Here is a 12099-nt window from a genome sequence, read left to right on the forward strand (position 1 = left end):
CTATGTGAAAGGTACCCACGCCATGGCTTATTCTGGCCCCTTCCGCTACGGCGACCGCGTGCAGCTCACCGATGCCAAGCGGCGTCACTACACCATCGTCCTCGAGGAGGGAGGCCAGTTCCATTCGCACAAGGGCATCATCAACCACGATGATGTCGTCGGCATGGATGAAGGCTCCGTCATCGATTCGACTCTGGGCAGCTCCTTCCTCTTGTTTCGCCACCTCATGGTGGACCATGTCCTGTCGATGCCACGGGGTGCCGCGGTGATTTATCCCAAAGACTCCGCGCAGATTCTGGTCGAAGGCGATATCTTCATGGGCGCACGCGTGCTCGAGGCCGGCGCCGGTTCCGGCGCTCTCTCGATGACGCTGTTGCGCGCCGTGGGGCCGGAAGGCCACGTTTTCTCCTATGAGGTGCGCGATGATCACCTGGAATACGCCGTGGACAACGTCACCGAATACTTCGGTAAGCAGCCCGAATGGTGGAGCCCGCGTCTGGGGGACTTGGCCGATGTCACCGTCGAGGATCTGGGTGGCCCGGTGGACCGCGTCATCCTGGACATGCTCGAGCCCTGGGAGCACCTCGAGAAGGTGCGCGATATCCTCATCCCGGGCGGCGTTTTCATGACCTATGTCGCCACCGTGCCGCAGCTGATGAAGGTGATGGAGGGCATCCGCGAGCTCAAGTGCTTTACGGAGCCGCGGGCCTGGGAGTCCCTCGTGCGCGAATGGAAGGTGGAGGGCTTGGCCACCCGCCCGGAGCACCGCATGAACGCGCACACAGCGTTTCTGATCTGGACACGCCGGCTTGCCGACGGCGTCACGCCACCCCGCCCACAGCGCCGCGCCCGAAAGTAAACCCTTTCACACTAATCGTGGGTTGCTGCGCGCTAGGGTGGGATCTATGAACGATGCCACTCATTCCCAGGAACTTGGCCAGCAGCGTCGCCAGATAGAGCAGCTCGCTGAACGCAATGCCAAGCTTGCTGCCCTGTTGAAGGATGCTCGCACGAAGCTTCAGCAGATGCTCGCGGAGGTTGACGCCCTTGCGGAGCCCGCCTCCACATACGGTGTCTTTCTGGGCTATTCCGGGCGTGCGCACGATTCGCGCCGCGACGCTGAGGTTTATACCAACGGTCGAGCCATGCGGGTCAAGATTTCGCCGAACCTCGAGCCCGGCTCCCTGAAAGTAGGGCAGCAGGTGCGCTTGGGCGAGGGCTTCGTTATCGTGGAGGCCTGCGCCCCTGTAAATACCGGCGCGCTGGCCACGCTACAAGAGCGTCTCGGCACCGACCGCGCCGTGGTCATTAATTCCTCTGGTGAAGAGCAGGTTATTCTCCTCGCCGCAGCGTTGCGGGATACCGTGCGCGCCGGCGATACCCTCTTGGTCGAGCCCAAATCAGGTGTAGCCACCGAACGCGTGCACAAGACTGAGGTAGCGCAGCTCACGCTGGAGGAGGTTCCTGACGTCTCCTACGAGGACATCGGCGGTTTGGACGAGCAGATCTCCCTTATCCGCGATTCCGTCGAGCTGCCTTTCCTCCACCCAGAGCTCTACCGCCAGTATGACCTCCAGCCGCCTAAGGGCGTGCTGCTCTACGGCCCGCCAGGCTGCGGAAAGACGCTCATCGCCAAGGCGGTGGCGCATTCGCTGTCCGCATCACTGGCAGCTAGTGCCCCCAGCTACTTCCTCAATGTGAAGGGCCCAGAACTGCTCAACAAATTCGTAGGCGAGACTGAGCGCCGCATCCGCCTCATCTTCGAACGCGCCCGCGAGCTTGCTTCCGAGCCCACCGAGGATGGCAGCCAGCGCCCGGTCATCATCTTTTTCGATGAGATGGAATCCATCTTCCGCACGCGTGGCTCCGGCGTGTCCTCCGATATGGAGACCACCGTCGTCCCGCAGCTGCTGACGGAGCTGGACGGTGTGGAGAAGCTCAGCAACGTCATCGTCATCGGCGCCACCAACCGCGAGGAACTCATCGACCCCGCCATCATGCGCCCGGGGCGCCTCGATATCAAGATTCGCGTCAACCGCCCGACCAAGCAGGGCGCGCGGGAAATCTTTGCGCGCCACTTTCCAGAATCAGTCCCGCACGAAGGCGACCTTTCCCAGCTCATCGATACCGCGGTCGACGATCTCTACGCCGAGCGGCCGTTCGTCAAACTCCACTTCGCTAACGCGGATCCGCGTGTGCTGCACTACCGGGACTTCGTGTCCGGCGCAATGATCGCCAACATCGTCTCCCGTGCCAAGAAGCTGGCGATCAAGGAAGCGTTGGACGCAGCCACTGCCACCGATGGGGCGAAGTCCACCGGCATAACCGCAGCGCACCTCCACGAGGCTATAGCCGCGGAACAGGCTGAATCGGAATACGTCCCCACCTCCGCCAACCCGGAAGAGTGGGCAAAGATCGTCGCAGGTACCTCTGCTGGCGCGTATGTCACCCAGGTCGAATTGATGGGAGTGTAGCCATGAGCCGTGTTCTAGGAACCGAAACTGAGTATGGAATCTCCACGCCGTCCAACCCGGCGCTGTCACCGATCGTGACCTCCACCCATGCTGTTGTGGCTTATGCCGCCCTGCATACCGGCGCGCGCTCCCGCTGGGATTTTCGGGAGGAGCACCCGCTGCGCGATAGCCGCGGCTTCGATCTCAAGCGCTACCACACCGTGCCGGTGGTGGACCCGAACGCGCTGGGTGTGGCCAACGTGGTGACCGCCAATGGCGCGCGTTTCTACGTCGACCACGCCCACCCCGAATACTCCTCACCGGAGTGCACGAATGCCTGGGATGCGATGCTTTACGACGCCGCCGGTGACCTCATCCTGCGCCGTGCAGGGGAGGCCGTAGCATCGCTGACCGCGCAGGGCACGTCCGTGTTGGCCACACACGATCCCTGCCCGCCGCTGAAGTTTTACAAGAACAATGTGGACGGCAAGGGGGCTTCCTATGGCAGCCACGAGAATTACCAGTACTCTCGGAACACCGACTTCGATGATATTGCCCAGGGGCTGATTCCTTTCTTCGTTGCCCGCCAAGTGGTCACCGGTGCCGGCCGCATGGGTGTGGGCGTCGATGGAGAGGAGCCAGGTTTCCAGATTTCGCAGCGCGCGGACTACATCGAGCAGGAAATCTCCCTAGAAACCACCCTCAACCGCGGCATCATTAACACCCGCGACGAGCCACACGCGGTGGCCGAGGACTTCGGCCGCCTGCACGTCATCATCGGTGACGCCACGATGTCCCACACCTCGACGCTGCTCAAGCTAGGCATGACCTCGCTAGTACTCGATGCCATCGAGAGCGGCGTGGACTTTAGTGACATGCGCCTTATGGAACCGGTGGAGGAGGTGCAGCGGGTGAGCCGCGACCTTACCTTGACCCATCAGCTTAAGCTTCACGACGGCCGCCGCCTCACCGCCCTCGACATCTTGGCCATCTACCGGGAAAGGGTTACCGCCGCCTCCGAAGCGGATGAAAAGGTACTCACCGTCTGGGACGAGGTTGTCGAGCTTCTGGCCGACAACCCGCTCAAGGCCGCCCACCTGCTGGATTGGGTAGCAAAATACCGCTTGATTAAGGGCTACCTGGACCGCGGCGTGGCGGCCGATGATCCGAAGCTGGCGCTGATCGATCTGCAGTACACCGACATCGATCCGGCAAAGTCCCTCTACCATGCGCTCGTGCGCAAGGGGCAGATGCGTACCTTGGTCAGCGAGGAAGAGATTGCTGCTGCAGCGGAAACGCCGCCCGCGGATACCCGCGCCTACCTGCGCGGCCACGCCACCCGAAAGTTCGGGGAGGATGTCTTGGCGGCGTCCTGGCAGTCGCTGACCTTCCGCATCGGTGAGGCCGAGGGAGCCAACTCTGGTACTGCCTGCGTGGCACTCGACGACACAAAAAGACTCGGGCAGGACGAGGTGGGCGCTCTGCTGGAATCTGCGGACAGCGCCGCCGACTTCGTTAATAGTTTGCGCCAGCTCGGGGTGCGAATCGAGTACCCTACACTGTATTAGCGCAGCATTTTCCACTCGCGAAAGGAGCTCTTAAGAATGAGCGGACAGCAGTCTCAGATCAACGCCGGTGGCGGCAACGGTCAAGGAGGCGACACTCCGGAGTTCGACGCCGGACAAGTCAGCATCAACAGCGCGGGTACCGATGACCTCCTCGATGAGATTGACGGCCTTTTGGAGTCCAACGCCGAGGAGTTCGTGCGCTCCTACGTCCAAAAGGGCGGCGAATAAAGGTGGAGCAGCCCTCCGATAGCGCCCCCGTTTATGCACGGCGGATTATGGGCATCGAAACCGAGTACGGCATTACAGCGAGCGCAAGCGATGGACAGCGGGTGATGTCCCCGGATGAGATCGCCCGCGTGCTTTTTCGGCCCATCGTGTCGAAGTACTCTTCCTCCAATATCTTTAGTCCCAACGCCTCCCGCCTCTACCTCGACGTGGGTTCCCACCCGGAGATCGCTACCGCGGAGTGCGATAGCTTAACCCAGCTCATTGCCTATGAGCGCGCCGGCGATGCTGTGGTCAATCGCATGGCCGTGCAGGCGGAGGAAACACTGGCGGCGGAGGGGGAGAAGCGCGCTGTCTACTTGTTCAAGAACAATGTGGACTCGGCCGGCAATTCCTACGGCTGCCACGAGAACTACCTCATCGGCCGCCACGTGGTGCTCAAGGACCTCGGCAAAGCTCTGCTGCCGTTCATGATCACCCGCCAGCTCATCTGTGGCGCAGGGATGGTTAGACCTGCCAAGGGAGAGGAACCCGCGCGTTTCGTGCTCTCCCAACGTGCCGACCAGGTGTGGGAAGGTGTGTCCTCTGCGACGACTCGCTCGCGCCCCATCATCAATACTCGCGACGAACCGCATGGTGATTCCAAGCGTTTCCGCCGCATGCACGTTATCGTTGGCGACTCCAACATGGCCGAACCCACGATGGCCCTCAAAGTTGGCTCCACGCTGCTCATGCTGGAGATGCTGGAAGCCGGTTTTGAGGTGCCGGCATTCTCGGTACTCGAGCCAATTAAACACATTAGGGCCATCGCGCTCGACCCCACCGGCCGCACCGAGCTTCCGCTTGAGGGAGGCGGCAGCACCACCGCGCTCGCCGTGCAGCAGGAGCTCTGTACCGCTGCCGAGCGCTGGCTGGATCACCGCGAGGACGCAGGCACTCCGACGGTTGAGTTGGCCCGGGTCGTGGACTTGTGGAAGCGCACCCTCCAGGCCATTGACACTCAGGATTTCTCCGGCGTTGACCGCGAGATCGATTGGGTCATCAAGCGCAGCCTGCTGAACCGCTACCGCGAGCGCCTGGGCGGGGATTGGTCGCACCCCAAGCTGGCACAGATTGACCTGACCTACCATGACATCCGTCCAGGTCGCGGCCTCTACAGCGTATTGGAGCAGCGCGGCATGGTGAAACGCTGGATCGACGATGCTGCAATCAACGCCGCAGTCGACACCGCCCCGCAGACCACCCGTGCCAAGCTGCGCGGGGAGTTTCTCGCTGTTGCCCGCGAGCTCGATGCCGCGGTAACGGTGGATTGGACGCGGATGAAGGTCAACCGGCCTGAACCGATGACCGAGGAGTTCTCCGACCCCTTTGTGTCCGAGGACCCGCGCCTAGATGGGTTGTTAGACTACATGCGTTCGCACCCAGGCTCGTAGAGCCGTAGAGCTGATCAAGGAACCTGCCACTATGCCTTCAGTAGATCGCACTGCAGCCCGGACGCCGGTCAGAGACCGCGCTATCGAAAGGCTCACCAACCTCACCTTTGCCCTGCATGGGGCAGCGTACCAAGGCGGGGTTCCGGACCGCAGCGCGGCGTGGATCCGCAGCCACGTCGAGGGCTACCAGTCACGCAGCGATGAAGCCTTTCACAAGCAGCTTTCCCGCGACATCGTGACCCTGCAGCGCGCCGGTGTGCCAGTAGTACACAGCAGCGGCGCGGAAGGTTCGCTGTACCGGCTCGATCCCGAAAACTACCAGCTACCTCCCGTCGATTTCACGCCGGAGGAGGCCATGGTTCTCGGCGTAGCCGGCGGCATCGGCACTCCGGGAGGCTTAAGCGATTTCAGTCTCTCCGCGTGGACCAAGATCGCAGCCTCAGGCGCCTCCCGCGACTTGAGCGGAGCGCCGGTGTACACCGCAGTCAACGACATGACCAGGTTGAGCCCAGAGCTCGTCACTGGAGTCATCACCGCAGTGCGTGCTGGGCTGCGCATTTCCTTCGATTACTACGCCACGCCCTCTGCCGAGGCGGTTCGCCGCCATATGGATCCCTGGGGGCTGGTCAACCACCGGGATCGTGTTTATCTCGTCGGTTGGGATGTGGACCGCGAGGCTCCCCGAACTTTTCGCGCTACCCGCGTGGACAACGTCAGGCGCTCGCGCGCTGCGGCCACGCACCTCGAGCCCACTGCACCACTGCAGGATCTCGTTGTAGAGGCGCTGGAGCGGGGCGAAACGGTAAATGCAGTCCTCGAGGTTCCCGAGGGGCAGGCCGCCGAGCTTGTCGACGCCGGACGCAGGCGCGAGGATGGACTTCTAGAACTCACCAACGTACACCACGATTGGTTGGTGCGCACCGCTGCTGGCTATGCACCAGATGTCGTGGTTATCGAGCCACCCGAGGTTCGTGCCGACATCATCGCACTCCTAAGTGTCGGTGATGACCCATCATCAGCGTCTGGCGAGGAGGCCCGCCATGGTTGATCAACCCCGCAAGCTGCAGTCCCTTGTTCGCTCCCTCAACCTCATCCCTTACCTGCGTAACCACCCGGGGCTGACTCCGATGGAGGCTGCCGAGGATTTAGGGATGACCCCTGCTGAGCTTAAGGATGCTATCGACCGTCTCTTCTGCTCCGGTGTGGGCCGCAATACCGAGGACCTTATCGACTTAAGCTTTAGCTACCGCGATGGCATCGAGATCTACAACGACCAGGGCCTGACCCAGGCATTGCGCCTGACCCCAACTGAGGCCGGCGCATTGTTGCTGACGCTCGAGTCCCTTGAGGCAATGCCGGGGCTTGTCGACGTCTCCGCGGTCCACTCTGCCGCCGCGAAGCTGCGCGAGATCATGGATGAAAAGACAGCCGCCATCTATGACTCCCTGGCCACGACCGATCCCGAAGAGTCTGAGGTGCAAGCGGCGTTGGCGGGGGCCGTCGACAAGCGCCGGCAAGTGCGTTTTACCTACTGGAGTATGTCCTCCAACCGGACGAGTGAGCGTACCGTGCATCCGGCCCGCATCTTTATCGTGGACGGCGAACCCTATTTGGTGGCCTGGGACGAGTCGGTGGGGGAGCACCGCACGTTCCGCCTTGACCGGATGAGTGATGTCGAAGTGCTCGACGCTTCCGCGACACCACATGTGCGCGAACTGGATTTCAACCCCGATTCCCCCTTTGGTCTAGATCACACTCTTGTTGCGGAGCTGGAGATTCACCAAGAATTCACCTGGCTGGCAGAGCACTACGACATCACCCTCGGAGAAACACTGGAAAATGGCCTCATAGCTGCAACAATGCCCGTCGGCTCTGAAGCATGGTTTAGCCGCTTCGCCCTCGGCCAAGCCGACCGAATGCGGGTCGTGGGGCCGCAAAAGCTTGTCGATGCCATTTCGGAGCATAGAAATCGGGCGTTGGAGCGTTATACTCATAGCCCGAGAAATGAAACGTAGCTCGCCGTAGCTTGTTGGCTCCGTTTCGACGTCCTTTAATCAAATGAATCGAGGAAACTCATGCCAGGACCCTGGGAATGGGCAATTATTGTCCTGATTATCGTTTTGCTGTTTGGCGCAAAGAAGCTCCCAGAGTTGGCTCGTTCGATGGGCCGTTCCATGCGCATCTTCAAGTCCGAAGTCCATGAGATGAAGGAAGAGAACAACACTCCCGAGCAGCAGGCCCAAATTGCTGCATCGAAGAAGAACGATGAGGACTTCTGGAACAGCCCGGAGATGCAACCGCGCACATCCAAGCCGGTTGACGGCAACCAGAACTAATCAACTTCCTGGCAGCCACGTCATGCTCCGAGCCCCTCGGAGCACCATGGACGTGTCTGCCACAATGGGCTTTCTGTGGAGGTCTTGCCTTGAGTACCGCGAGTACGCCGTCGAATGCCGCGTCTAACGCGCAGAAGCAAAAATGGACCTCAAAGCTTCGCCGCAAGCCCAAGAATCCGACGGGTGAGATGACCCTCGTCCAGCACCTTCAGGAGCTGCGTCGGCGTATCGTCATTTCACTTCTCGCTCTCGTAGTCGGTGCCATTGTTGGATTCGTCTGGTATCAGAACGCCCCATTTAACATGGCGCCACTGGGCGAAATCTTGCGTGGACCCTATTGTTCGCTCCCGGAAGAAAGCCGCGTCTCCTTCAGCGCAGACGGCGAATGCCGATTGCTCGCCACCAGCCCCTTCGAAATGCTCATGCTGCGTATGAAGGTTGGCGCTTTGGCCGGTGTGGTCTTAGCATCGCCAGTTTGGCTCTACCAAACGTGGGCCTTTATTGTTCCTGGCCTCCACAAGAACGAGCGCCGCTATACCTTTTTGTTCGTCTCAACTGCGGTTCTTCTTTTCGTGCTCGGTGCGGTTCTTGCCTACGTCATTCTTTCCGTGGGCTTGGAATTCCTCATGGGAATGGGTTCGGAGTACCAGACAGCTGCACTGACCGGTGAGCGCTACTTCTACTTCCTGCTGACGTTGCTTCTCATCTTCGGTGTGAGCTTTGAGATCCCGCTACTCGTAGTCAGCCTCAACCTGCTCGGTGTTCTCGAATACGACGATGTCAAGGACAAACGCCGCATCATCATCGTCGCCATCATGGTTTTTGCCGCAGTGGTTACCCCGGGTCAAGATCCTTTCTCCATGCTCGTCTTGGCATGCGCACTCGTGCTCCTCGTGGAGATGGCTTTCCAGTTCTGCCGTGTTAACGACAAGCGCCAGAAGCGCCAGCGCCCAGACTGGATGGACCTGGATGATGAGGTCGCCTCCCCGCTAGGCGAAGCCCCGGGCAGCGTGGGTGCGCCAGCTCCAGTGTCCGCGCCCACGAGCGTCTCTGCTTCTTCTAGACCGGTATCTTCCCGCCCCGTCCCTCCAGCTGCGGCCGGTGACGTTCAGGCACCAAAGGCCCATCAGGCCAATACCCAGCCCCCACAAAGCGGTTTCTTCGACGACGTTCTATAGCCTGTTGAGGCTCCTGCCCAAGCTCTTTGTCTAGGGGCCGGGGCCAGCGTGCTAGTACGCCGTCCCTGACAGGTACCCTGGGGTCTTATGACACTGACGCATCTGGACGAGTTCACTCAAGCACTACCGTACTCACTGGATGACTTCCAGATTGAAGGATGCCAAGCAGTTGAAGCGGGCCACGGTGTTTTGGTCTGTGCGCCCACAGGCGCAGGTAAAACCGTGGTGGGTGAGTTCGCAGTGTCCTTGGCGCTGCGCCAAGGGACCCGCTGTTTCTACACCACACCTATCAAGGCGCTGAGTAACCAGAAGTACCACGACCTCGTTGAGGCACACGGCGAGGATGCCGTGGGGCTGCTGACGGGTGATGTCTCCATCAATTCTTCCGCGGACATCCTCGTGATGACCACCGAGGTCCTGCGCAACATGATTTATGCAGGATCCGGCGCACTCGACCGTCTGACCCACGTGGTGATGGATGAGATCCACTTCTTGGCGGATGCCTCGCGCGGCGCGGTATGGGAAGAGGTCATCCTCAACCTGGAGGAGCACGTCTCCATCATTGGTTTGTCCGCAACGGTATCCAACTCCGAGGAGTTCGGCCGGTGGCTGACCACCGTGCGTGGTGACGCCAAGGTCATTGTCACCGACAAGCGCCCAGTACCGCTGGACCAGTGGATGATGGTCGGCCGCAAAATCTATCCGCTCTTTGAACCCGACTCAGGCGGCCAGGTAAACACTGAGCTCGCACGGCGTATCCAGCGCCTAGAAGCAGGGGATAGCGACACAGGCCGCGCAGACTATGCCCAGAACCGTGCGAGCTTCCGCGCCCGCGCCCGTCACAAAGGCGGCGGGCGCGGCGACCGGCACAGTGATCGGCGCAGCGGCGCGCCTCGTGCGCAGGACCGTTACCGTCCGCTTGGCCGCCCGGAGGTTCTCAAAGAGCTGCAATCAATGGAGATGCTGCCGGCAATTACCTTCATCTTCTCCCGCGCGGGCTGCGACGGTGCTCTGTATCAGTGCTTGCGCTCCCGCATGGTGCTGACCTCCCAGGAGGAGGCCACAGAGATTAAGGCCATCGTCGATAAGGGCGTGGAAGGCATTCCGGAAGAAGACCTCAAGGTCCTTGATTTCAAACGTTGGCGCGAAGCGCTCTCGCGGGGCTTTGCTGCCCACCACGCGGGCATGCTTCCGGCCTTTAGGCACATCGTGGAGGAACTGTTCGTCAAGGGCCTCGTGCGGGCAGTCTTCGCCACCGAAACGCTAGCCCTAGGAATCAACATGCCGGCGCGCACCGTGGTGCTGGAAAAGCTGGTGAAATTTAACGGCGAGGCACACGTGGACCTGACACCGGGCCAGTACACACAGCTCACCGGCCGCGCCGGTAGGCGAGGCATCGATACCTTGGGCAATGCCGTCGTTCAGTGGGCACCCGCTATGGATCCCACCGCGGTGGCGGGGCTTGCGTCAACTCGTACCTATCCGCTCATTTCCACTTTCGAGCCCGGCTACAACATGGCTATCAACCTGCTAGGCATGCTTGGCTTTGATGACTCGCTCCGATTGCTGGAGAAGTCTTTCGCCCAGTTCCAGGCGGATGGATCCGTTGTGGAGGAAACCCGAGAGATTGAGCGCGCTGAGCACCGCGTCCGCGAACTACGCGCACAGTTGGAGCAGGCCGTAGATAACTTGGCTCCGCCTGCCGCCGATGGCGAAGACCCCGCTGAGATTCTCATGGACTATATGCGGCTGCGCCGAGCGCTGACCGACGAGGAGAAGTCAGCGCGGGCATCCAAGAAGGAGGAGAGGAACAAGGAAGTTGCCGCAGTACTGGCTCGCTTGCAGGTGGGTGAGGTCATCGCCATCGCAACAAAGAAGCGGCCAACGTTGGCTGTCGTTATTACTCCGGCCAACCAGACTGCCGATCCACGCCCCTGGGTAACCACTGAAACGGGATGGTCTGGACGCATCGATTCCGCCGGTATCGATAATCCGCCGATCGTCGTTGGGCACATGAAGCTCCCGCGCGCAGCGCAGAAGAACCCGCGCCGCCATACCCGATTTGTCCAGGAGTCCTTCAAGCGCGACTACTACAAGCGTCCGAAGAAGATGCGCACTGAGCCGCGGAATCGCCCCAACAAGAAGATCGCGCAGTTGCGCGATGCCCTCCGCGAACATCCGGTGCACCATTGGCCCGCGACCGACCGCGAGCAGCTGGCCGGGGTGACGCAGAAGCTGGCGCGCCGCGAACGCGAGCTAGCCAGGCTTGAGGATAAGGTCGAGCGCGCCACGGATACTCTTGGCCGCACCTTCGAGCGCATCGTGGTTCTTCTGGCGGAGATGGACTACGTGGAGTTTGATGGTTACGGCGAAAACCGCGAGCCGGTCATCACGGATGAGGGCGAGCGTCTGGCCAAAATCCACTCCGAATCGGACCTACTGGTGGCGCAATGCCTCAAGCGCGGTATCTGGAACGACCTCGACCCGGCGGAGCTGGCCGGTGTGGCCTCCCTCTGTGTCTTTGAAAACCGCAAGACCACTCGCGGGGAACCCGGTGCGGCTACCGACGCAATGGCTAACGCCATGGACGCTACATGGCGCATTTATAGCGAGCTCGTCGCCGATGAGAAACGCCATAACCTGCCGCAAACGAGGGAGCCGGAGCCTTCTTTCGCGCTAGCTATCCACCAGTGGACGGCGGGCGCGCCGCTGGCCTATTGCATGGGCGCGGCTAACGAGTCTGGTGCAGAGCTAACCCCCGGTGACTTTGTCCGCTGGTGCCGCCAGGTCATTGACCTGCTTCAGCAGGTGGCGAAGACGGGCTACGAGGACGAGATTCGTCGCAATGCCCGGCGCGCCATCGACGCGATCCAGCGCGGCGTCGTCGCCATCGGCGCCTAGGCTTA

At 61.2% G+C, this 12099-nt stretch carries 10 protein-coding genes; all 10 read left to right on the forward strand.

What is annotated here, in order from left to right; translation table 11 throughout:
• Positions 1-22 precede the first annotated feature (22 nt).
• The 10 genes from HMPREF3056_RS00645 (at position 23) to HMPREF3056_RS00690 (ending at position 12094) form a co-directional block, all read left to right on the forward strand.
• Positions 23-859 carry a tRNA (adenine-N1)-methyltransferase gene (locus tag HMPREF3056_RS00645; RefSeq protein ID WP_049157698.1) on the forward strand — a complete coding sequence of 279 codons (837 nt, stop codon included), beginning with the start codon at positions 23-25 and terminating at the stop codon, positions 857-859.
• Between the two features lie 46 nt (positions 860-905).
• The gene (gene arc, locus HMPREF3056_RS00650; protein ID WP_070511868.1) at positions 906-2474 is read left to right on the forward strand and encodes a proteasome ATPase; all 1569 of its coding nucleotides are present in this window, start codon (positions 906-908) and stop codon (positions 2472-2474) included.
• A gap of 2 nt (positions 2475-2476) precedes the next feature.
• Complete coding sequence (gene dop, locus HMPREF3056_RS00655; protein WP_049157702.1) at positions 2477-4021, forward strand: depupylase/deamidase Dop; 1545 nt, start codon at positions 2477-2479, stop codon at positions 4019-4021.
• 36 nt (positions 4022-4057) lie between these two features.
• Positions 4058-4249 carry a ubiquitin-like protein Pup gene (locus HMPREF3056_RS00660; RefSeq protein WP_010186632.1) on the forward strand — a complete coding sequence of 64 codons (192 nt, stop codon included), beginning with the start codon at positions 4058-4060 and terminating at the stop codon, positions 4247-4249.
• 47 nt (positions 4250-4296) lie between these two features.
• Positions 4297-5679: a Pup--protein ligase gene (gene pafA, locus HMPREF3056_RS00665; RefSeq protein ID WP_049157703.1), complete on the forward strand. Its 1383-nt coding sequence runs from the start codon at positions 4297-4299 to the stop codon at positions 5677-5679.
• Positions 5680-5710: 31 nt separating this feature from the next.
• Entirely contained in the window at positions 5711-6727 is a 1017-nt protein-coding gene (locus HMPREF3056_RS00670; RefSeq protein ID WP_070753911.1) for a helix-turn-helix transcriptional regulator, read from the forward strand.
• Positions 6720-7694, forward strand: coding sequence for a helix-turn-helix transcriptional regulator (locus tag HMPREF3056_RS00675; RefSeq protein WP_070753912.1), 975 nt, complete (start codon positions 6720-6722; stop codon positions 7692-7694). Before HMPREF3056_RS00670 ends, HMPREF3056_RS00675 begins: the two co-directional genes overlap by 8 nt.
• Positions 7695-7754: 60 nt before the next feature.
• Positions 7755-8015: a Sec-independent protein translocase subunit TatA gene (gene tatA / locus HMPREF3056_RS00680; RefSeq protein ID WP_070753913.1), complete on the forward strand. Its 261-nt coding sequence runs from the start codon at positions 7755-7757 to the stop codon at positions 8013-8015.
• Positions 8016-8104: 89 nt separating this feature from the next.
• Positions 8105-9193 (forward strand): twin-arginine translocase subunit TatC, encoded by a 1089-nt coding sequence (tatC, locus tag HMPREF3056_RS00685; RefSeq protein WP_371441521.1) that lies wholly within the window; start codon positions 8105-8107, stop codon positions 9191-9193.
• A gap of 87 nt (positions 9194-9280) precedes the next feature.
• Positions 9281-12094 (forward strand): DEAD/DEAH box helicase, encoded by a 2814-nt coding sequence (locus HMPREF3056_RS00690; RefSeq protein WP_070753915.1) that lies wholly within the window; start codon positions 9281-9283, stop codon positions 12092-12094.
• Positions 12095-12099 lie beyond the last annotated feature (5 nt).

Origin of the sequence: Corynebacterium sp. HMSC056F09 (genome assembly GCF_001815785.1) — a bacterium.
GTDB classification, from domain to species: Bacteria; Actinomycetota; Actinomycetes; order Mycobacteriales; family Mycobacteriaceae; genus Corynebacterium; species Corynebacterium hiratae.